Here is a 22,604-nt window from a genome sequence, read left to right on the forward strand (position 1 = left end):
CATGCGGCAACACGGTGGCCCTGCCCGGCGGTCAGTCCAGGGCGTCCAGCGCGCGCTGGCCGATATCGTGGCGATAGACACCATCGGGCCAGTCGATCATGGTCACGGCTTCATATGCGCGCGCCCGGGCGGTGGCCAGCGTGTCGGCCGCCGCGCAGACGGCCAGCACGCGCCCGCCGGCGGCAACAAGATTGCCCGCGCCGTCCAGTTTCGTGCCCGCCTGGAACACCTGCACGCCCGGCACGGTTCCGGCTTGCGCCAGGTTGCCAATGATCCCGCCGGTCACCGGCCTGCCGGGGTAGCCGCGCGCCGCCATCACCACACTTATGGAGGACTGGCTGGAAAAGCGGATGTCGGTATCGGCCAGATCGCCTGCCGCCACGGCGGCCAGGGCCGCCAGCAGGTCGCTTTCCAGCCGGATCAGCAGGGCCTGTGCCTCCGGGTCGCCAAGGCGGACATTGTATTCGATCAGCTGCGGGCCGGAGCGGGTCAGCATGAGTCCCGCAAAGATGATGCCGGTAAAGGGCGTGCCACGCCGCGTCATTTCACGCAGCATGGGGCGCACCAGCAGGTCAAGGGCGGCTTCCTGCGCCGCGCGGTCAAAGCCGGTGGGCGGCGAGACCGCGCCCATGCCGCCGGTGTTGGGGCCGGTGTCGCCATCGCCAATGCGCTTGTGGTCCTGTGCCGCGCCGATCAGCACGGCGGTCTCCCCCGCGCAGAAGGCGAAGAGCGAGACCTCGTCCCCTACCAGGCAGTCCTCTATCACCACGCTGTGGCCTGCCTGTCCCAGCGTGTGGCCTGTCATCATGTCGGTAATGGCCTGCTCGGCCTCGGCAATGCTCTGGGCCACGACCACGCCCTTGCCTGCGGCAAGCCCGTCGGCCTTGACCACGACCGGCGCGCCGTGGCGGCGTACATAATCCAGTGCCGGGGCCGCCGTATCGAAGCGCTCCCACCGCGCGGTGGGAATGCCGGCTGCGTCACAGACTTCCTTGGTAAAGGTCTTGCTGCCTTCCAGCGCCGCCGCCGCCTGCGTGGGGCCTGCGCAGGCAATGCCCGCGGCCGCGCAGGCATCGGCAATGCCCGCCACCAGCGGGGCTTCGGGGCCGGGCACCACCAGGTCGATGCGCTCACGCTGCGCCAGCGCGATCAGGCCCGCCACGTCATCCGCCTTGACCGCGCAGTTGGTGCCCAGGGCCGCGGTGCCGGGATTGCCCGGCGTAATGAACAGGGCATCTAGTAATGGCGACCGTGCAATGGCAGCGGCCATGGCATGTTCACGTCCGCCTGATCCAACCAGCAGCACCCGCATCACTCTGTTTCTCCCGTTTTTCATATCCGCCCTTTCGGGGTGGCCGTCTCTATCATATCTTGGGCGGATGGATGAACAGTTTCCCGACTCCGGTCGCATCACGCGCGGCAATACGCCCGAATTCTCGGTTGCCGAGATTTCGGGCGCGATCCGCCGCACGCTGGAAGGCACGTTCGGCCGCATCCGCGTGCGGGGCGAGATTACGGAATTCAAGCGCTACCCGTCCGGGCATCTCTATTTTTCGCTCAAGGATGAGGGGGGCAAGCTGTCCTCTGTCGTGTGGCGCGGCACGGTCTCCCGGCTGGGGCTGAAGCCGGAGAACGGGGTGGAGGTCATCGCCACGGGCAAGATCTCGTCCTATGGGGAGCGCTCGTCCTACCAGATGGTGATCGACCGGCTGGAATACGCGGGCGAGGGCGCCCTGCTGGCCCGGATCGAACGCCTGCGCATCCGTCTGGCGGAGGAGGGCATGTTTGATGCGGCGCGCAAGCGCGCGCTGCCTTTCCTGCCGCGCGTGATCGGGGTGGTCACATCGGCGCAGGGTGCCGTGCTGCATGATATCCGCACCACCATCGCCCGCCGCTTCCCCCACCCCGTGCTGGTCTGGCCGGTGCCGGTGCAGGGCGAGGGAGCCGCTGACCGGATCGCGCAGGCCATCGCCGGGTTCGACATGATCGAGGGAGACGGCCCGCTGCCCCGCCCCGATGTGCTGATCGTGGCGCGCGGCGGCGGGTCGCTGGAAGACCTGATGGCCTTCAACGATGAAGGCGTGCTGCGCGCCGTGGCGGCATGCCGCATTCCGGTCATTTCCGCCGTGGGGCACGAGACGGATACCACGCTGATCGATTTCGTGTCCGACTGCCGGGCCCCCACGCCGACTGCCGCCGCCGAAATGGCTTTGCCGGTCCGTGCGGAACTGGAAGCGGGGCTGGCCCAGCGCGATGCGCGGCTGCGTGGCGGGCTCGCGCGCTGCCTGCAACTGGCGCGCGCACGTCTGGACCGTGCGGCGGCAGGACTGCCAGACCTGCCCGGCGTGATGGAAAACGCGCGCAGACGGCTTGATGATCTGGGCTACCGGCTGGATCTGGCGCTGCCCGCGCGCGTACAGTTCCTGCGTGGCCGGCTGCAGAATGCGTCCGACCGGCTGCCGGCGCCCCATATGCTTCTTGCGCTGCGCCGGGCGGATCTTGCGCGCGTCGGCACGGCCAGCCAGCAGGCCATGGGCGCGCTGCTGCAGCGCAGGGCGGCGGCGCTGGGCCGGCTGCGCGTCCCCCCCGCCGTACTGGTGTCGCAGCTGGGTGCCAGTACCAGCCGTCTGGCGGGGGCGGGCGGGCGGCTGGACTCGCTCTCCCCACAGGCCGTACTGGAACGGGGCTACGTGCTGGTGACCGACAGCGCGGGCAGGCCGCTGGCGCATGCGGCCCAGGCCCGTGAGGCGGCGGACGTGGTGCTGACCTTTGCCGATGGCAGGGTCGCGGCCCGCACGCTGGGCGAAGCGCCACCCACGCAGGGGCATCTGGATCTGTAATGCACGGACAGGCAGGATACATGAACATACGCACACGACTCTGCGCCACCGGCGTGGCCCTGCTGCTGGCCGGATGCGCGGCCCGGCCCGCGCCGCATGCGCCGACACCCCGCGCCGCCGCGCAGGCCACGACACCGGGCCGTATCCCGCCACAGGATTTCGCCCCCGGCCTGACGGGGGAGGAAACCGCCCCCTCGGGCATCGTGCTGACGAATGACCCGTCCGCCCCGCTGGATACCCCCCTGTGCGGCCATGCCGCGCGTGAGGCCAATGCCCTTGGCGCCATGGTCCATCCGGACATGACGCCCGCCACCAGCACCTGCGCCGCCAGCGCCTGCTTCGAACCGCAGACCGGCACCTACATCGCCGATGACGGCAGCCGCCGGGTCTGCCGTTAGCCCCTGTTCCCCTGCATGGGTCATATACCTGACACGGGCAGGCGGAAGCCATATTCCGATTGACTTGCCGCGCGGCGATGGTGGACCCTCTGACCCCATGAACCTTCCCCCCCCATCCGGCACGGCAGGTGATCCGCAGGCGACGGTGCACATGTTCCCCCTCAAGCGCATGCTGTCCCTGCGCGAGGCGGCGGAGCACCTGGGCATTACCCTGCTGCGGCTGCGTTCCCTGCGCCTTGTGGGGGCGGGGCCCCATGCCGCCATGCGCAACAAGGGCGGGGTGATGTTCCGCATCGAGGATCTGGATGAGTATGTGGACAGCCTTTACCGCCGCGCCAGCATCTCGCACACCGAGCAGGCGCGCCACCGCAACGAATGGCGCGGCCGTATTGCCGCCGTGCCGGAAGACGCGCGCACGGGCCTGACCGATTCCTTCATGCAGATCGTGACGCGTGACGAACTGCTGGAAAAAGGGGCCAGCCGGGGGTTCCGCCTGCTGTTCCTGGGGGGGCTGTGTCTCATTTTCCTTTCCCACACGCCGCTTATCTGGCGGTTGTAGGGCGGGCAGGGGCGCATTTCGTGGCAAATGCGCTTTTTTTGCCTGTGCGGGTATGTTCTTTCGCCATACGATCCGCTACGCAGAAACCACGATAGCGGAACAATAATGGATCGTATAATGACAGGTATGCGCAGCAGCATTATGGCCCGTACAGGTAAGGTGGGCCTGCGGGGCGCACTTTGCGGGCTGGCACTTGCCCTCAGTCCGGCCCTTGCCATGGCGCAGGATGCCGGTGGCGGACAGCCTCAGCAGAACCCCATCCTGCCCATGCCGCCCGTGCCGGAATTCAAGCCGCTGCCCGCGGGCACGCACCCGGCCGCACCTGTTATCGGCATTTTCAACACGCAGCAGATCATGGCGCAGTCCACTGCCGTGCAGAAGCTGCAGACCGAGCTGGGTACCCGCCGCGAAGCACTGGTGAAGGACGTGCGGGCGGAGGATGGCCAGCTGCAGGCACTGCGCCAGTCCATCATCAAGGCAGGCAAGGCCCCCACGCCGGAGCAGCAGCAGGACCTGCAGAAGCGCGTGATGGCCGACCGTACGAAATTCGGCAACCGTAACCGCATCCTGGAAGAAGACGCGCAGGTCGCGCTGAACCAGGTCCAGCGTGAAATGCAGCAGATCGTCAGCGCCATTGCCGCCGCACGCGGCATGACGCTGGTGCTGCAGGCCGGTACCGCCGCCCTGCATGACAACAGCCTTGATATCAGCGACCAGGTGGTCACCTACCTGAACCAGGCGCTGCCCAGCGTGTACCTGCCCGGTCCGACGGAAGACCCCGAGGACATTGCCAAGAGCGGCAAATACCCCGTCATGCCGTTCCAGCCTGCCGATAACGGCGGCGGCGGCGAGTAAAACGTCATGCCATGCCGGCCCCGCCCTTTCCGGTGGGCCGGCATGAATCCGCTCAGGCCAGCAGGTCCGCCGTAAGTGCGCCGGTAGCGGCCACGGCATCAGATGCGGACAGACGCACCAGATAGCCCCGTTTCCCCCCGTTTATGATGACATAGGGCTGGACCATGGCTTCCTGCGCCAGGGCAGTGCGTACGCGCTTGCGCTGGCCAAAGGGACTGATCCCGCCCACACGGAAGCCCGTGGTGCGTTCCGCATCGGGTGGTGGCATCATCTCGGCTGACTTGCCGCCAAAGGCAGCCGCCACCTTTTTCATGCTGATCGTTGCCGCCACCGGCACCACCACGCAGGCAGGCCTGCGGTCCACCAGCACCATCAGCGTCTTGAACACGCGATCAGGGTTTTCCCCGATGGAGGCCGCGGCATGGTTGCCTGTCTGCCCGGCGGCGGGATCATACGCATATTCAATGACGCTGAAGGCGATTGCGGCCTTTTCCAGCGCTGCGGTGGCGGGTGTTGCCCTGCTCATGTCCCGGCTCCCTGCATGGGTGTGGTATCGGCATCCCCGCATGTTTCCTGTGGCCGGGGGCCAGGCAGGCACAGCCGCACGATCCGGGGGGCAATGGCCTCGGGCGTGGGCAGGCTGTCCATGTCCAGCGCGGGCATGGCCAGCCTGCGCAGGCGGGTGGCCACCATGCCGGGTTCAAACAGGTTGATGCGCAGCGGACTGTGTGCGGGCAGTTCGCGCACCCATGTGCGCACAATGGCGTCCTGCGCCGCGCGGGTGGCGGCAACCAGCCCCCAGAAGGGTTCCGGCGCGGTGGCATGGCGGTCGGTCAGGAAGACCGCCCGCCCTTCGGGTGCGCGTTCCAGCAGGGGGGCGAGTGTGCGGATCAGGCGCCATGTCGTGGTAGGACCGGCATGCAGCGCCCGTTCCCAGTCCTGCGGCTGCAGGTGGGTCAGGGGGGACAGCACGCCCAGTTTACCCGCGCAGTGCACCATGCAGTCCAGCCGGCCTTCCCGTGCGGCAATGGAGGGACCCAGCGTATCGAGTGCCGCCCCATCGTTCAGGTCCAGCGGCAGCAGGATGGCACTACTGCCGGTATGCTGGCGGATCAGGTCATCGGTCTGTTCCAGCCCGCCCTGCGTGCGGGCGGTGACAATGCAGCGCGCGCCTGCCTGTGCCAGCGCCACGGCCACCGCGCGGCCGATGCCACGGCTGGCGCCGGTGACAAGGGCCACGCGCCCCGCAAGTGGCGCGCCCGCGGGCCGGGCGGTCATGCCGGTTCGGGGTGGTGTTCGGCCTCGTAGTCAACCAGTTCGATCGGGTAGTCGCCGGTAAAGCAGGCGTCACAGTAGCGGTTGCACGCGTCCTTGCGGTCCTTGTAGCCCAGCGCGCGGTACAGCCCGTCGAATGAGATGAAGGCCAGGCTGTCGACGCCGATCAGCTTGGCCATTTCTTCCAGATTGTGCTGGGCGGCAAGCAGCTGGCTGCGCTCGGGTGTATCAATACCGTAGAAGCATGAATGCGTGGTGGGCGGGGAGGAGATGCGCATATGCACCTCCTTCGCACCGGCGGCGCGCACCATGTCCACGATCTTGCGCGATGTGGTGCCGCGCACGATGGAATCATCCACCAGTACCACGCGCTTGCCATCCAGCACGGGCCGGTTGGTGGAATGCTTCATCTTGACGCCCAGATTGCGGATCTGGTCGGTCGGTTCGATGAAGGTGCGGCCCACATAGTGGTTGCGGATGATGCCCAGTTCAAACGGGATGCCGCTTTCGGCGGCGAAGCCCATGGCGGATGGCACGCCCGAATCGGGCACGGGCACGATCACGTCGGCTTCCACCGCACTTTCGCGCGCCAGTTCCACGCCAATCTGCTTGCGGGTGTCATACACCGCCTTGCCGTCCATCACGGAATCGGGGCGGGCGAAGTAGATGTATTCGAATACGCAGAAGCGTGACTGCTTGCTGTCGAACGGCTTGAGCGAGCGGATGCCATCATCGTTGATGATCACGATCTCACCCGGTTCGACATCACGCACGAACTCCGCGCCCACGATGTCAAGCGCGCAGGTCTCGCTGGCCAGGACCCAGGACCCTTCGGTGCCGTCTTCCTCACGGATACGGCCGAGGATGAGCGGGCGCACGCCCAGCGGGTCCCGCACGCCGATCAGCGCTTCCCGCGACAGGACGATCAGCGAATAGGCGCCCAGCACCTGCTTGAGCGCGTCGATCAGCCGGTCCACCACGTTGGAATAGAGCGAGATGGCGATCAGGTGGATGAACACCTCGCTATCGGTGGTGGACTGGAAGATGCAGCCGCGCCGCACCAGCGCCTTGCGCAGCGTCTCGGCATTGGTCAGGTTGCCGTTATGGGCCACGGCCAGCCCACCGAATTCGAAATCGGCAAAAAGTGGCTGCACGTTGCGGATCAGCGTCGCACCCGTGGTGGCGTAGCGGTTATGGCCCACGGCGCAGTGGCCGGGCAGGGTGGCCATGACGCGGGAATCCCCGAAGACGTCGCCTACCAGTCCCAGCCCCTTGTGGGTATGGAAGCGCTGACCATCGTAGGACACGATGCCAGATGCCTCCTGCCCGCGATGCTGGAGCGCATGCAGGCCGAGTGCCGTCAGGGCGGATGCGTCCTTGATGTTCCAGACGCCGAATACCCCGCATTCCTCATGCGGCTTGTCATCATCATGCCGCCACTGGGCGGCGATATCATCACGCTCGTGCTGGGTTGTGGGCGTACCGGAAACAGCATGGAAGGCGGTGCGGGACATGGTCAGCGATCTTTCCTTGACGGACGGAGGGCGGCAGCTACCGGCAAAAGGCTCAGATGGGCGCGTCATGCCGCGTCCCGGCGGGTTGCGCAAGATGCGCGGGAAAGTTATCCGGCCCATAGGCGTTCAGATACGTCACACTGTTGCCGATAAGGGGCATGACCCGGCTTGATTGCATGACATCGGGCCATTCGGCCGCGGGTACGAGGGCCGTAACGCCCGCGTAGAGGATGACAAGGCAGACATAGCCACGCACCAGCCCGAACACCAGGCCCAGCATACGGTCTATCCCGGACAGGATCGAACCCTGCACCGCTCGCCCCGAAAGATGGGCAGTCGTGGTGAAAATGACAAGAAGGGCCAGGAAAAGGACGGCAAAGGAAACGAGTGCCGCCAGCGTATGGTTGCTGATCCATTGCGTGGCGTACGGCATGAGCGCGCCATACCAGGCCACCGCCAGTATGATGGCCATGACCCACGCGGCAAGCCCCAGTACTTCGCGTGAGAACCCGCGCAGCATGCCCACCAGTGCCGACAGGGCGACAATGGCCATGGCTGCTATGTCAATCCAGTTCATGCGTGCCAGACCGTGGGGTGCCGACAGGCATGTAACAGGCATGGACCCGGTCCATCGATTGCGACATTCCCTGCTGTTCCGCCTGCGGCCAGCTTATGCCACCGGCGCGGCGCAGCGCATAGGCCAAAAAACGGCTCGCCACCATTTGGTGGCCATCCGCCTTGCCGCCACCCGCGCGGGGCACGGGCCGGGCAGCCTGTCAGGGCAGCTTGGTGGTGCGGATTTTCCATGACCGCTTGCGTGCCGTGGCAGGGGCTGCGCGGCGGCGCGTCATGTTCAGGCTCAGCAGCAGGTTGCCCATGCGGGTACGGCGGTCAAGCTCGGTCCAGACATCTTCGGCATCAATGCCCTGTTCGGCCCAGATCCGCAGCAGTTCGGCCAGCACGTCGGCGCTGTGTGCCACCAGTCCTTCATGGTCCTGTGCAATCAGGTCCATTACGCACTCTTCCGCCGCACAGGTAAAGGCCCGCCCGGCGGCGTGGTGATCATTACCCGGTTCCACCCCGGGCGCACGCGCCACCAGCCGCGACCGGAGCGGGTCAAGGGCTGTGGTGGCAGTCAGCGCATCGGCCGCTTCTGCCGGCGTGGGGGGGGAGCGGGACATGTCCTGATGATGGCCATCATTTCGCGTCCCGGTCAACCGGCCCCGCCGGGTGGCTGCCGCCCGTCCTCAGATCGAGAAATACTTGGCGTGCGGGTTGAGGATGACCAGCGCGGAAGTCGACTGCTCGGGGTGCAGCTGGAATCCGTCGGTCAGCGAGACGCCAATCCTTTCCGCGTCCAGCAGCTTCAGGATCGGTTCCTGCTCCTCCAGCCGGGGGCAGGCGGGGTAGCCGAAGGAATAGCGCGAGCCGCGATAGCCCTGCTGGAGCAGTCTGGCCATGTCGCGGTCGTCTTCGGCGGCGAAGCCCATCTCGGCGCGGATGCGCTTGTGGGTGTATTCCGCCATGGCTTCCGCCATCTCCACCGACAGGCCATGCAGGTAGAGGTAGTCCTTGTAGCGGTCGGCCTCGAACCATTCGCGCGCCTTGTCCGATGCATCCTGCCCGACGGTGACCACCTGCAGGCCGATCACGTCACGCTGTGCATCATCGATGTCGCGCACGAAGTCGGCAATGCAGGCCCCGTCGGCGCGGGGCTGGCGGGGCAGGGTGAAGCGGGCGACCTCGTTCGTGCCGTCCTCGCCAAACAGCACCAGGTCATTGCCTTCGCCCGCCGCCTTCCAGTAGCCGTAGCTGGCGCGGGGGTGCAGGATGTCCTGTTCCGCGCACAGCGCCAGCATGTGGCGCAGTACCGGACGCAGTTCCTTGCGTGCCCAGACCATGAAATCATCCAGCGAGCGGCCCTGCTTGCGGAAGCCCCACTGGAACTGGTACAGCGAACGTTCATTGAGGAACGGCAGCACCGCCTCCGGCGTCGCCTCCAGCACGCGCGGACCCCAGAAGGGCGGGACCAGCACGGGCTCGCCCGCTGTCAGCTTTTCACGCCGCGCACGGGCGGCGGCCACGTCAACCGGGCCGAAGCCACGGGTTTCGGCGGCTTCGATATCCTGCGTGCGGCTGGCGCGCGTGGCCTTGCCCGCACGGCGCGACTGGATGGCGGCAAGGTAGGTGTCGAATTCACCCTGCACCACCTTGTCCATCAGCGACAGGCCATCGAACGCGTCACGCGCATAGGCCACCCGCCCGCCTTCGCCATAGGCCGCGGTGCAGTCCTCCTCCACATAGTTGCGGGTCAGCGCGGCGCCACCCAGCATGACCGGCACATCAAGGCCCTGCCGCTGCATTTCCTCAAGGTTTTCGCGCATGATGACGGTGGACTTGACCAGCAGGCCCGACATGCCGATGGCATCCGCCTTATGCTCGCGCGCGGCCGCGATCATGTCCGCCACCGGCACCTTGATGCCAAGGTTGATGACCTGATAGCCGTTATTGGTCAGGATGATATCGACCAGGTTCTTGCCGATGTCATGCACGTCGCCCTTCACGGTGGCCAGCACCATGGTGCCACGGGCCTGTCCTTCGGTGCGTTCCATGTAGGGTTCGAGCCACGCCACGGCGGCCTTCATCGTCTCGGCGGACTGGAGCACGAAGGGCAGCTGCATCTTGCCCGAACCGAACAGTTCCCCCACCACCTTCATGCCATCGAGCAGCACGGTGTTGATGATGTCCAGCGGGGGCATGTCGCGCATGGCTTCGGCAAGGTCGTCTTCCAGCCCCTTGCGGTCGCCATCGACAATACGGTCCTTCAGGCGTTCGGGGGCGGTCTCGGCCCGCGCCTTCTTTACCGCGTCGGCGGCCTTGCGGTCGGCAAAGATTTCCAGCATGCGCTGCAGCGGGTCATAGCCCTCGGCGCGGCGGTCGAAGATCAGGTCCTCGGCCACCTTCACTTCCTCGGCCGCGATCAGGTGCAGCGGGCGGATCTTGGACACATGCACGATCGCCGCCGTCATGCCCGCGCGCACCGCGTGGTCAAGGAAGACCGAGTTCAGCACCGCGCGCGCCGCCGGGTTCAGCCCGAACGAGATGTTGGACAGCCCCAGCACAATCTGGATATCGGGGAAGCGCTCGCGGATCAGGCGGATGCCCTCCAGCGTCCATTCCCCCAGCTTGCGGTCATCTTCCGTGCCGGTGCCGATGGTGAAGGTCAGCGGATCGATCATCAGGTCGGACTGCGGCAGGCCGTGCTTTTCACATGCGAATTCGACCAGCCTTGTCGCGATGCGCAGCTTGTCTTCCGCCGTCTTGGCCATGCCGACTTCATCAATGGTCAGCGCAATGACGGAAGCGCCGAACTTGCGCGCCAGCAGCATGCGCTCGGTGGCGATGGCCTCCCCGTCCTCGAAGTTGATGGAGTTGATGATCGGCTTGCCGCCATGCAGCTTCAGCGCCGCCTCGATCACCGGGGTTTCGGTGGAATCGATGACCAGCGGCGCGTTGACCGAGGATGTGAAGCGGGTCACGACCGCGTTCATTTCGCGCATTTCGTCACGACCGACGAAGGCCGTGCAGATATCGAGCGCGTTCGATCCTTCAGCCGCCTGCTCGCGGCCCAGCGCCACGCAGCCATCCCAGTCGCCGGCTTCCTGCAGCTGCCGCCATTTTTTCGACCCGTTGGCGTTGCAGCGCTCACCAATCGAGAAATAGCTGTTCTCCTGCCGCAGCGGCACCTGTGAATACAGGCTGGCGACGGACGGGATCCATACCGGTCTGCGCGGCACGGGGGCGGGGCGGATGCGGCCCGTGCCCTCGGCGCGCTTCCGCAGCATCTGGTCGAGCGCCTGCGTATGCGGCGTGGAGGTGCCGCAGCACCCGCCGATCAGGTTCAGACCGTCCTCGGTAATGAAACGCTCGACCCAGCTTGCCATCTCGGCGGGCGTCAGCGGGTAATGCGTGGTGCCATTGACCAGTTCGGGCAGGCCGGCATTGGGCTGGACCGAGAGCAGGCCGGGCCAGTTTTCGGACAGCCAGCGCACATGCTCGGCCATTTCCTGCGGGCCGGTGGCGCAGTTCAGGCCCATCAGCGGCACGTCCAGCGCGTTGATGACGGTGGCTGCGGCGGCAATGTCGGGGCCGACCAGCAGCGTGCCCGTCGTCTCGACCGTGACCTGCACGAAAATGGGGGTGTCCACGCCCATCTCGGCGCGGGCGATCTTGGCGCCATTGACGGCGGCCTTGATCTGCAGCGTGTCCTGGCACGTCTCGATCAGGAAGCAGTCCACGCCCCCTTCGATCAGGCCCCGGCACTGTTCGGCCAGGCCCGCCTCGAGCGTGTCGTAATCAATGTTGCCCAGCGAGGGCAGCTTGGTCCCCGGCCCGATGGAGCCGACAACATAGCGGTGGCGGCCATCGGCAAAGGTCTCGGCAGCCTCGCGCGCCAGATGGCCTGCGGTGCGGTTGATTTCCCGCGCGCGATCGGCCAGCCCGAATTCGGCAAGCGTTATGGGCGAGCCGCCAAAGCTGTTGGTTTCCACCATGTCGGCCCCGGCCTCGAAATACCCGCGGTGGATTTCACGTACCAGTTCGGGGCGCGAGAGGTTCAGGATTTCGGTGCAGTTTTCCTGCCCCCAGTAATCGCGCTCGACCTCCAGGTCCAGAAGCTGCACGCGCGAACCCATGCCGCCGTCACACAGCAGGACCTGATCGCGAAGGGCATCGAGAAGATGGGGACGAGTGGTCATTGTTATCCTGAAATCTGCTGACAGGGGAACATGATACCCCACGGGGTTCACGTCATGTATCCGGAGCTGATATGTCCGGACCGGTGCCGCCTTGCCGGAGCATGGCTGGCGTTCTTTATTCCCTTAACTTTCGCGCTGTGTCCAGTGGCTGTATCCCATGCTGGAAATACGCGCCCGATCTGCGCCATGGGCGCGGGAATGGAGAATGCCATGAGTCATGACCAGCGTATCATGCTGGAATTTGTCACCCTGCCCCACGTGGCGCCGCCGCGTGGCGATACGCTGCTGGTGGTGGGGGCGGGGGTGGATGTTCCCGCCGCGGGCTGGGCGGGGGTGATTGTCGTGCCACCGTCCACCGCCTTTGCCGCCATGGGGCATGGGACCGGCTGCGCGTGCTGCACGGGGCGGGGCGGGGGTGTGGCCGCCGTGCTGGCCGATGCCTTCCGCAGGCGGGCCACCGGCGCGCTGCCGTGGTTCGGGCGCGTGGCCGTAGTTTCCCCGCCCGGGCAGGAGGACGCATGGCGCGCGAGCCTTGGGGCGGACGTGCTGGTCACGGCCCGTTTCGCGGTGCGGCCGTGACGGGGCAGGCCGGCTGAAAAGCCTGCCCTGTTAAGGAACCCTTTGCTTTCTGTCCCTACGCTCGGTGGCGTCAGGTAACATATGCAAAGCAAAGGGATGCCGTGGGCCATCCAGACCAATCAGCGGACCCGGCGGACAGCGGGCCGCACGCGGGTCGCCCCGCACCGGAACTGATCCGCCTGCAGGCGGTGCTGCGCGCGGCCCGTTTTCATGGCATCGACCTTGATATCCGTGATTTTGCCGGTGAACCGGGTGAGACCACGCCCACCATTCCCGCCCTTGCGCGCTGGGTGGAGGAAAGCGGTGGCACCACGCAGGGCATGCGCCTGCAATGGCGCGAACTCGTCCGCCTGCGTGACGTGCCGCCGGTGGCGCTGATGTTCGCCGATGGCTCGGCGGGGCTGATGGTGGGGGCGGATGACACCAATGGCGTGATCTGGCTGGTTGACCCCTTCGCCAGCCCCGACATCCCGCCCGTGGCGGTGGATGAACTGCGCCTGGACGCCGTCTGGACGGGCGATGTGCTGCTGGTGCGCGGCCGGCATGACCAGGGCCGGACGGAAGAGCGCATCGACTTTGCCTGGCTGCGGCAGCTGGTGCTGGGGGAACGGGTGCTGCTGCGCGACGTGATCATCGCGTCCATGGTCATGAGCGTGCTGGCCATCTTCCCGCCGCTTATTGTCATGCAGGTGATCGACCGGGTGGTGAATTTCCATTCCATGTCCACCCTTGTTTCCCTGACCGGGCTGGTGGCGGTCATGGCGTTTTACGAGATCCTGCTCAGCTATGCCCGGCGCGAGATCACGCTGGTGCTGACCACGCGGCTGGATACGCGCATCTCGCTTGCCATCTTCGACCGCCTGCTGGCCCTGCCGCTGGAATTCTTCGAGCGCGAGCAGGCAGGCAACGTGATCGGGCGCGTCAGCGCCATCTACAAGGTGCGGCAGTTCATGACCGGGCGGCTGCTCGGCACGTTTCTTGACCTGTTCACCCTGCTTGTGGTGCTGCCCTTCCTGTTCTGGCTCAGCGGGGTGCTGGCGTGGCTGACGGTGGTGGCGGCGGCCCTGATCGGGCTGGTGATCCTGCTGGCCATGCCTGCCATGGGCCGGCTCATGGGCCGGCAGGTCCGCGCCGAGATGGCGCGTGGCGCTGCACTGTATGAAACGGTGGCCGGCATCCGCACGGTCAAGACGCTGGCGCTGGAGCCGGTGCGCCGTGAGATATGGGACGGGAAAACCGCCGATGTCGTGACCGCGTCGCTGGATTCGGGGCGGATGGGCAACTGGGTGGCCACCGCCGTCATGCCGCTGGACCTGTTCATCAATCGCGGCATCATCCTGATCGGGGCGTATCTGGCCATTACCTCCACCTCCTCGGGCATGGAGGCGGGGGCGCTCATGGCGTTCATGATGCTGGGCAACCGTGTCGCGGCCCCGCTGGTCAGCATGGCCCGGCTGATCGACGATCTCAACGAAGTGCGTACCGCGCTGGCCGAAGCAGGCTCCGTGCTCAACCGCCCGACCGAAACGCGCGCGCTGACCACCGGCCTGCGTCCGCCCATCCATGGCGCGCTGTCGTTTTCGGATGTGGGCTTCACCTATCCCGGCGCGTCCACGCCCGCCCTGTCGGATGTCACCTTCAGTATCCCCGCCGGCACCATGCTGGGGCTGGTCGGGCGCAGCGGGTCGGGCAAGTCCACCATCACCCGGCTGCTGCAGGGGGTCAGCCGCAGCTATACCGGCCAGCTGCGGCTGGACGGGATCGACCTGCGCGAAATCAACCTGACCTACCTGCGCCGCTCCTGCGGGGTGGTGCTTCAGGACAACTTCCTGTTCCGGGGCACCATCCGCGACAACATCATTGCCGGTCGCCCCGGCCTGACGCTGGAGGACGTGGTGCGCGCGGCCCGCATGGCGGGCGCGGAGGAGTTCATCGAACGCATGCCCGCGGGCTACGATACCTGGATCGAGGAAGGCTCCACCAACATCTCCGGCGGCCAGCGCCAGCGTCTTGCCATTGCGCGCGCGGTGATTTCCGACCCGAAGCTCATGATCCTTGATGAAGCGACCTCCGCCCTCGACCCGGAAAGCGAGGCCGTGGTCAACGCCAACCTGCGCCATCTGGCGCAGGGGCGCACGATGGTCATTGTTTCGCACCGGCTGGCCTCGCTGGTGGCGTGCCACAGGATATGCGTGATGGATCAGGGGCGGGTGGCCGATATCGGCACGCATGACGAACTGCTGGCGCGCTGCGCCATCTACCGCACGCTGTGGCGGCAGCAGAACCGGCATATGGAGGAAGATGACGGCATCCCGCCCCCGGATCAGGCGCGGGAGGACGCGGCATGAACGGGCGTGACCTTGTCCCGCCCACCCCGGCGGATGATGACGGGGAAGGCGCGCGTGGCATCCTGTCGGTGCTGCCGCCGCCGGAGGCGGACATGCCAACCGACCTGCCGCCCGCGCTGCTGGCGTTCTATTCCCCCAGTGCCGCCCTGGTCGGCCTGCCGCCATCCGATGCGGCACGCTATGTGATCTGGCTGGTCGCGGCGCTTGCGGGCATGGGGCTTGCGGTCATGACGTTCTTCCCGCTTGACCGGGTGGTGAGCGTGAATGGCAGGCTCACGCCCTTTGATGACACGATGGTCCTCCAGCCGCTGGAGACCTCGATCATCCGCTCGATCGACGTGCATGAGGGCGATACCGTGCATAAGGGCCAGGTGCTGGCCCGGCTGGACCCGACCATGACGGATGCGGACGTGACCAACCTGCGCCGGCAGGTCATGGCCTACCGTGCCGAGGTCGCCCGCCGTACGGCGGAAGCGGCGGGCCGGTCCTACGCCGCCGACATGAATGACCCCGCTTCCGTGCAGGAAGCGGCGGCCTACCTGCGCCGGCAGGCGGAATACAATGCCCAGATGTCCAATTACGACCGGCAGGTGGCCGGGCTGGAAAGTGAACTGCAGGGCTATGAGGCCAGCGCCGCCATGTATGCCGCCCGTGCCCGCGTGGCGCGCGACGTGCAGGACATGCGCGTACGCCTGCAGCATGAGCAGGTAGGCAGCCGCCTGTCCACGCTGGCCGCGCAGGACACGCTCATGGAGGTCACGCGCTCGCAGGTTTCCGCCCGCCATGCGGCCGACAGCACCCGTGCCCGGCTGGACGCCATGAAGGCCCAGCGCGATGGCTACGCCAGCAACTGGCATGCCACGGTTTACCAGGATCTTGCGCTGGCCCAGCACCGGCTGGCCGAGGCCGACGGCAGCTACAGCAAGGCCATGCTGCATCATGAACTGATCATCATGCGCGCCGACCGTGACGCCATCGTGCTGAGCATCGCCCACCTGTCCGCCGGTTCGGTCATCCAGGCCGCAAGCCCGCTGCTGACCCTGGTGCCGGCAGACAGCCATCTGGATATGGAGGCCACGCTGCGCGGGGTGGATGCGGGCTACGTGCGGGCGGGGGACCATGCCCTGCTCAAATTCGCGGCCTTTCCCTACACCCAGTACGGCGGGGCGGAGGCCACGGTGCGCTTCATCAGCCCCGATTCATTTACCGATGCGGGCGGCAGGCCGGGGGGCGGTGCCCAGCAGGGTGGTGACGCGGGGGATTCGATAAACGCGTATTACCGTGTGCGCCTGTCGATCGACCGTTACAGCCTGCATGGGGTGCCCGCCTTTTTCCATCCCCAGCCCGGCATGCCGGTGGAGGCCGACATTCATGTCGGGCGGCGGACCATGATGCAGTACCTGCTCAACCGCCTGATCCCCGCCGTGACCAACGGCATGCGTGAACCCTGAGATCCATGCCCATGCGCAAGCTTCTGTCCGGCCTGCTGGATGGCATGACGCCTGCCGGCCGCTTCCGCCGCGCCTGCCGCCTGCTGGAGCATGAAGGCCGCTCGGCACAGGGCTTTGCCCGTCTTGGTGACCTGGCCCGGCAGGGCATGGTGGCGGCGCAGTATCAGGTGGCGCGTGCCTATCTGGATGGCAGTGGCGTACCCCGCAGCCCCGTCGAGGGCGTGCACTGGATGCACCGCGCCGCCAGCGCGGACCATGCGGAAGCGTGCTTCTCCCTCGCCCTCATGCTGCTGGTCGACCCGCCGGAGCGCAGGGGGGCCGATGGACTGCTGCCCACTGCGTGGCCCGACGGAATAGGGCAGTGGCCCGATCCGGTCGCCGCAACCGGCTGGGCCGGGCGCGCGGCACGGGCCGGACTGCCGGACGCGCAGGCCCTGTATGGCTACCTTCTGGCCACCGGGCCGGACACCGTGCGCGACCCGGAGGCCGCCAGGCTGTGGTCCGCGCGTGCGGCGCAGTCCGGCTGCCCGCAGGGTGATCTGGCGCTGGCGGTAACCCACCTGTCCGCGCCTGACCAGGATCCGGGCAGCGACCCCGATGCCGTGGCCGCCCTGCTGCGCGCGGCAGAAGGCGGCCTGCCCACCGCGCAGTACATGCTGGGGCTGCTGAACGAGCGTGGCTGGGGCATGCCCGTGGACAGCGCGCAGGCCGAACAATGGTACGCGCGCGCGGCTGCCGGCGGCGTACGCCCGGCACAGGCCCGTTATGGCGTCATGCTGCTGCGTGGCAGGGGGAGGGATGGCACGCGCGCTGTCATGGCGGCGGAGACATGGCTGCGCCGTGCCGCCCTTGCGGGGGACCGGGAGGCAGCGGCCCTGCTGGGTGACCTGCATGCACGCGGTGAAGCGGCCCTGCCCGGTGACCATGAGGCCGTGACCTGGTACCGCATGGCGGCGGAGCAGGATCATGCGGTCGCGTGCCGCATGCTGGCCATGCTGCATGTACAGGGGCGCGGTGTCGCCGCCGATCCCGCCCTGGCGCGTCACTGGCTGGAACGGGCGGCGACACTGGGTGATGCGGCGGCCATGACCGACCTTGCAGCCACCCTGCTGCATCATGGGCAAGCGCCCCATGCCGGTCCTGTGCCGGACAGTACCGTCATTGATTTCCGCCCCATGGCGGAGGCGGGCGATCCGGTCGCGGCCTTCAATCTGGCCGTCAGCCTGCATGCGGGCGTGGGCTGCACCGCCGACCGGGCGCAGGCGGCGGTCTGGATGGAGCGCGCGGCCCGCGCGGGCGTGGTCAATGCCGAATACTGGTACGGGCGCATGCTGCTCAATGGTGATGGCGTGGCGGATGACCCCGTACAGGCGCGCCACTGGCTGGAACGCGCCGCCGACCATGGCCTGCCCGAAGCGTGCATCGCGGCGGCCCAGGTACGGCTGGAGGGTTTTGGCGGCCCGCGTGACCATGCGGGCGCGCTGGCCTTCTATCATCGCGCCGCAAGTGCGGGCCGGGGGGAGGCCATGTTCTCCCTTGGGGCGATGTATGGCGGTGGCCACGATATCGCGCCCGATCCCGCGCTGGCGCTGCACTGGTTCACGCAGGGGGCGCAGGCGGGCAATGCGCTGTCGCAGCTCATGCTGGGGCGTTATCTTGCGCGCGGTCTGGCAGGTCCTGCGGACCCGGCACGGGCCCGGCACTGGTTCATGCAGGCCGCGGGGCAGGGGCTGGCGGCGGCGCGCAACGAACTGGACCAGATGGCGCGGACGGACGGCAATGCCACGGCCTGAGCCATGGTCCCCCCCGCCGGGGGATGGTGTCTATCCCGTCACCTGCATGCGCCATGCACGCCATCTGGCGCAGCAGGGCCAGCCCATGCTTGCGCTGGCATGGATGGAACGCGCGGCCCGGCAGGCGCCCGATGACATGCGCGTATGCTTCGCGCTGGCGGCGGCCCGGCTGGGCGCGGGCGATGGGGCGGGGGCGGCGCAGGCCGTGGAGCGCGTCCTGGCAGGACAGGAATTCGGTGCGGGCCTGCGCCTGCTGGTTCTGGCGTGCTGCATGGCGCGCGCATGGCCCCGGGCGACTGCGGCGCTGGAGCGTTTCCTGACCGGCTACGGGTTCGACCCGGCCCTGTCCGTGGCTGCCGGCCTGGCCTGCCGGCACGCGGGCCACCCCGGCTGGTGCGCGCTGGATGGGAACGGCACGCTGCACTGGGGTGGCCTGCCCACGGGGTGCGTGCCCGAATTACTGCTGGACGGGCGGCCCCTTGCTCCGCCTGACACGAATGGCTGCACCATGACGCTGCCCCGGCACGGGGTACAGGACATCATTGTGCGGCATGAAGGACAGTTCCTGCTGGGTGGCAGGCCGGAGCGGATGGCGCTCGACCGCGTGGCCGGCGCCGTACTACCTGATGACCGGAGGCTGGCGGGCTGGGCCTGCATGCCCGCACGGCCCGATCAGGCACCCGTGCTGTATCTGTGCGATGCCGATGGCAGACGCCCATTGCCCATATACCGCACGGAGGGTCCGGAGCACGGTAATCCCGCCGGTCCCGTCATGCCGGTATGGGGGTGGAGTGTGGAATGGGATGAAATTGCGCCACATGGCCATGTGCGCGTGACCCTTGCCTGCGGGCAGGATCTGACCGGTTCCCCCCTGCCGGTGCGCCTGCCGCGCGCACGGCGGGTCTTTCCCGCCCCACGCATGCGGGACAGGGCGCCTGCGCGCGTGCCGCCCCGTGCCGGGCAGTGCCGGATCGTGGTGCCGGTCTATGCCGACCGGGTCCGCACGCTCGCCTGCCTGCACAGTGTGCGCACGACGCTGCCCGCACCGGGCAGGGGGGGAGCCGCTGTCGAGATCATGGTGGTGGATGACGCAACGCCCGATCCCGCCCTTGCCACGGCACTCGACGCGCTGGCCCGGCAGGGGCGGATCACCCTGCGGCGGCATGACGCCAACAGGGGTTATCCCGCCGCCGTCAATACCGCACTATGCGATGCGGATGGCATGGATGTCGTGCTGCTCAACAGCGATACGCTGGTCGCCCCCGGCTGGCTGGAGGAAATGCTGGGCGTGGCCTATGCGCGTGCCGATACGGGCACGGTCTCGCCGCTGTCCAACGATGCCTCGATCCTGACATGGCCCGACCCGTCCCGTCCCGCCACCCTGCCCCGGGGGATGGCGGACGTGCGCGATATCATGGCCGCCAGCCTGCGTGCCAATGGCGGGCAGGATGTGGAGATTCCCACCGCGCATGGCTTCTGCATGCTCATCCGGCATGACTGCCTGCGCCAGACCGGCCTGTTCCGGCCCGACCTGTATGGCCGGGGATATGGGGAGGAAAATGATTTTTCCATGCGTGCCCGACTGGCGCGCTGGCGGCACCGGGCGGCGGTGGGGGTATTTGTCGGGCATGTGGGCGGCGTATCCTTCGGGGGGGCACGCACGGCCCTCCAGCAGCGGAACCTGTGGGTGCTGAACCGGCTGTTTCCCGGTTATGACGCGCTGGTGCGGGCCCATGTCGCGGCCGATCCGCTGGCGCCTGCCCGCCTGCGGCTGTCGCTGCTGGTCTGGCATCGTGCCATGCGGCAGGCCGGCCATGGCGGCGCGGTGCTTCTGGTCACGCATGATGGCGCGGGCGGTGTGGCCCGTGTGGTGGCGGAGCGTGCCCGACAGTGGCAGGCGGCGGGGCTGCTGCCGGTGGTGCTGGAGCCTGATGGCGGCGGGTTCCGGCTGCGTGACGGCAGGGCGGACGGCACATGCCCCCCGCTGCGTTTTTCGTGGCCCGGACAGGGGAGCGTGCTCCTTGCCTTCCTGCGTGTGCTGGGGGTGGAGCAGGTCGAGATCCATCATCATATGGGCCATGGCACGCGGGCGCGTGACCTGTGCCGGATGCTGGGGGTGCCCTACGTGGTGCACGTGCATGATTATGCCGGGATATGCCCGCGCGTGACGCTGGTCGGGCCCACGGGGCGCTATTGTGGTGAGTCGGGTCCCGCCGCATGCCGGGCATGTGTCCACGCCCTCGGCTCCCTGGTGGGGGAGACGGATGTGGACCATCTGCGGCGCGGGACGGGGCACGAACTGGCCGGGGCGCGGCGCGTGATCGTGCCTTCGGCCGACGTGGCGGCCCGGCTGGCGCGTTACTTCCCCCATGTCGCCTGTCAGGTCGAGGCGCTGGAAGATGACAGCCCTACCTGGTCGCTGCGCCGGTTCGCCGCCAGCCAGCCCACCCCGCCAGCCCCCGGCCTGCCACCGCCCACCGGGCGGTGCCGCGTGGTGGTGGCGGGCGGAATCGGGCCGGAAAAGGGATATGACGTGCTGCTTGCCGCCGCGCGTGATGCGCATGCGCGCGACCTTGCGCTGGAATTCATCGTGGTGGGGCATACGTCGGATGACGCGGCGCTGCTGCGGACCGGGCGGGTCTTCATTACCGGGCGGTACGATGCGGCGGAAGCGCTGGGCCTGCTGCGTGGCAGTGGCGGACATCTGGGCTTTGTGCCCTCCGTCTGCCCCGAGACATGGTGCTTTACCCTTACCCTGCTGTGGCGCGCGGGCCTGCGCAGCGTGGCGTTCGACCTTGGCGCCGTGGCCGCGCGCATCCATGCCACGGGACGGGGTGCATGTGTGCCGCCGGGGCTGCCCGTTCACCAATTGAATACGTTTTTGCTGTCTTATGCCTGAGGCGCGCGGGCGGCATGTGTCCGTGCAAGCGTGTTCCTGATGACCCCGGAAAGGCTTCCCGTCTTGACCCCTGTCACCCCTGTCACCCCTGTCGGCCCGTCTGTCCCGCTGCCCTCCTGCATGGGAGCGGGATGATGACGCAAACCGAACCGACCCCTGATCCCCGCACGCAGGTCCAGACGGGCGGCCTGCAGGCCACGGCCCGGCTCATGCGGCTGGAAGCGGGCACGTACTGCATCTTTCATGCATCCGGCCCCGCGCGGGGCGCGTACGGGCCGCTGTCGGGCATGCGGATCAGCCCGCCGCCCGGCATGGCGGGGGTGCAGGTGAGTACATTCGACACCGATGGCTGGATTGGAGGCCATGATGGCGCGGCACTGGTGCGTGTGCCGCCGCCCGGCGGGGCCGTTCTGGTCACGACCTACCGCGCGACGGAGGGCTGCGAACTGCCGGGACTGCAGGTGGTCCGGCTGGCGGGGACGGCACCGCGCGTGGCGCCAGCAGCAACAGCAGCCCCCGCGCATGCGGAAGCGGGCAGCATGGTCGCCCATATCCAGCGCCGCGGCGATGTAAAGGTGCCGCTGGGTGCATGGATGGGCCAGGAAGGCAGTGGCCAGTGGCTGGAGGGGTTTGTGATCGGCCCCGCCAGTGGCATGGCTATGGCCGATCTGGAATATCAGGCCATACTGGGGCAGGACTGGTTCTCGCCATGGGTTGAGGGCGGTCAGTACTGTGGCAGCCGGGGCATGGCGCTGCCGCTGCTGGGCCTGCGGGTCCGGCTGAAGGACATGGCGGCCCGGAACTTTACCTGTCGTGTCGAAGCCAGTTTTACCGATGGTACCCGCATGGGCCCGGTGGAGGATGAGCCGCTCATGGCGCCCTCGCAGGCCCCGCTGGAAGCCTTCCGCATTGAAATACGGCCCCGCGCCGACATGATGCCACCCCCCATGCCCGATCGGGCGGCGGAGGACAGCCTGCTGGCCGCCTGCACCGATGCTGATATCCAGCCCGTGGTGACGGAACGGCCGCGACGGGGCAGACGGGGGCGCCCGCAACGCCCCCCCGTGGCCGACGTGCAGGAAGCCCCCCCGCAGGCGGCAGGAAATGCGACGCGCGCACCAGGGCACAGGGCGCCAGGGGACAGGACGACAGAAAGCAAAACGGCAGGGAACGGCAAGACAGGAGACGCAACGGCATTGGAAACCGATGCCACCCCGTCCGTGCCATGGTGGCACCGCAGGCCGGACCGTGCGGCTGGCGATGCCACGCCCGCGCCGGGCCGCCGTGGCAAGGCCCCACGCCGGTCCCGCGCGCGGACGGATGCGTGAACACGATG

The 22,604-nt window shown here is 67.8% G+C and carries 17 protein-coding genes; 10 read left to right on the forward strand and 7 right to left on the reverse strand.

Translation table 11 applies throughout. From position 1 onward, the window contains the following. Window positions 1–31 precede the first annotated feature (31 nt). Window positions 32–1,312, reverse strand: a complete 1,281-nt coding sequence (purD, locus tag LDL32_RS13085) for a phosphoribosylamine--glycine ligase (RefSeq protein ID WP_233067611.1) — start codon at window positions 1,310–1,312, stop codon at window positions 32–34. Between the two features lie 67 nt (window positions 1,313–1,379). Here purD and xseA point away from each other — a divergent pair, with 67 nt between their 5' ends. The 4 genes from xseA (at window position 1,380) to LDL32_RS13105 (ending at window position 4,652) form a co-directional block, all read left to right on the forward strand. Further along, entirely contained in the window at window positions 1,380–2,840 is a 1,461-nt protein-coding gene (gene xseA, locus LDL32_RS13090; protein ID WP_233067613.1) for an exodeoxyribonuclease VII large subunit, read from the forward strand. 20 nt (window positions 2,841–2,860) lie between these two features. Next, complete coding sequence (locus LDL32_RS13095) at window positions 2,861–3,238, forward strand: hypothetical protein (protein WP_233067615.1); 378 nt, start codon at window positions 2,861–2,863, stop codon at window positions 3,236–3,238. A gap of 151 nt (window positions 3,239–3,389) precedes the next feature. Beyond that, on the forward strand, window positions 3,390–3,797 hold the full coding sequence (locus LDL32_RS13100; protein ID WP_370636771.1) for a DNA-binding protein: 408 nt from the start codon (window positions 3,390–3,392) through the stop codon (window positions 3,795–3,797). Window positions 3,798–3,923: 126 nt separating this feature from the next. Continuing rightward, window positions 3,924–4,652 (forward strand): OmpH family outer membrane protein, encoded by a 729-nt coding sequence (locus LDL32_RS13105; RefSeq protein ID WP_370636772.1) that lies wholly within the window; start codon window positions 3,924–3,926, stop codon window positions 4,650–4,652. Window positions 4,653–4,704: 52 nt separating this feature from the next. On the opposite strand, the gene ybaK is transcribed toward LDL32_RS13105, so the two are convergent. The 6 genes from ybaK to metH form a co-directional block, all read right to left on the reverse strand. After that, window positions 4,705–5,178 (reverse strand): Cys-tRNA(Pro) deacylase, encoded by a 474-nt coding sequence (gene ybaK / locus LDL32_RS13110; RefSeq protein ID WP_233067621.1) that lies wholly within the window; start codon window positions 5,176–5,178, stop codon window positions 4,705–4,707. Next, entirely contained in the window at window positions 5,175–5,930 is a 756-nt protein-coding gene (locus tag LDL32_RS13115; protein WP_233067624.1) for an SDR family NAD(P)-dependent oxidoreductase, read from the reverse strand. Before LDL32_RS13115 ends, ybaK begins: the two co-directional genes overlap by 4 nt. After that, the gene (purF, locus tag LDL32_RS13120; protein ID WP_233067627.1) at window positions 5,927–7,441 is read right to left on the reverse strand and encodes an amidophosphoribosyltransferase; all 1,515 of its coding nucleotides are present in this window, start codon (window positions 7,439–7,441) and stop codon (window positions 5,927–5,929) included. Before purF ends, LDL32_RS13115 begins: the two co-directional genes overlap by 4 nt. 52 nt (window positions 7,442–7,493) lie before the next feature. Beyond that, window positions 7,494–8,060: a CvpA family protein gene (locus LDL32_RS13125; RefSeq protein WP_233067630.1), complete on the reverse strand. Its 567-nt coding sequence runs from the start codon at window positions 8,058–8,060 to the stop codon at window positions 7,494–7,496. Window positions 8,061–8,217: 157 nt separating this feature from the next. After that, entirely contained in the window at window positions 8,218–8,622 is a 405-nt protein-coding gene (locus LDL32_RS13130) for a phosphoribosyl-ATP pyrophosphatase (RefSeq protein ID WP_233067632.1), read from the reverse strand. Window positions 8,623–8,688: 66 nt separating this feature from the next. Beyond that, window positions 8,689–12,198, reverse strand: coding sequence for a methionine synthase (metH, locus tag LDL32_RS13135; protein WP_233067635.1), 3,510 nt, complete (start codon window positions 12,196–12,198; stop codon window positions 8,689–8,691). Window positions 12,199–12,408: 210 nt separating this feature from the next. Here metH and LDL32_RS13140 point away from each other — a divergent pair, with 210 nt between their 5' ends. From LDL32_RS13140 to LDL32_RS13165, 6 genes are all read left to right on the forward strand, one after another. Continuing rightward, complete coding sequence (locus LDL32_RS13140) at window positions 12,409–12,777, forward strand: hypothetical protein (protein ID WP_233067638.1); 369 nt, start codon at window positions 12,409–12,411, stop codon at window positions 12,775–12,777. 101 nt (window positions 12,778–12,878) lie between these two features. Continuing rightward, the gene (locus LDL32_RS13145; protein ID WP_233067640.1) at window positions 12,879–15,125 is read left to right on the forward strand and encodes a peptidase domain-containing ABC transporter; all 2,247 of its coding nucleotides are present in this window, start codon (window positions 12,879–12,881) and stop codon (window positions 15,123–15,125) included. After that, window positions 15,122–16,576, forward strand: coding sequence for an HlyD family type I secretion periplasmic adaptor subunit (locus LDL32_RS13150; protein WP_233067643.1), 1,455 nt, complete (start codon window positions 15,122–15,124; stop codon window positions 16,574–16,576). Before LDL32_RS13145 ends, LDL32_RS13150 begins: the two co-directional genes overlap by 4 nt. A gap of 11 nt (window positions 16,577–16,587) precedes the next feature. Beyond that, window positions 16,588–18,369, forward strand: a complete 1,782-nt coding sequence (locus LDL32_RS13155; protein ID WP_233067645.1) for a tetratricopeptide repeat protein — start codon at window positions 16,588–16,590, stop codon at window positions 18,367–18,369. Continuing rightward, the gene (locus LDL32_RS13160; protein ID WP_233067647.1) at window positions 18,356–21,268 is read left to right on the forward strand and encodes a glycosyltransferase; all 2,913 of its coding nucleotides are present in this window, start codon (window positions 18,356–18,358) and stop codon (window positions 21,266–21,268) included. The genes LDL32_RS13155 and LDL32_RS13160 overlap by 14 nt, the downstream gene beginning before the upstream one ends. Before the next feature lie 134 nt (window positions 21,269–21,402). Next, window positions 21,403–22,596, forward strand: a complete 1,194-nt coding sequence (locus tag LDL32_RS13165; RefSeq protein WP_233067649.1) for a hypothetical protein — start codon at window positions 21,403–21,405, stop codon at window positions 22,594–22,596. Window positions 22,597–22,604: the final 8 nt, after the last annotated feature.

The sequence above is a fragment of the Komagataeibacter sp. FNDCF1 genome (assembly GCF_021295335.1).
In the GTDB taxonomy this organism is placed as follows: Bacteria; Pseudomonadota; Alphaproteobacteria; order Acetobacterales; family Acetobacteraceae; genus Komagataeibacter.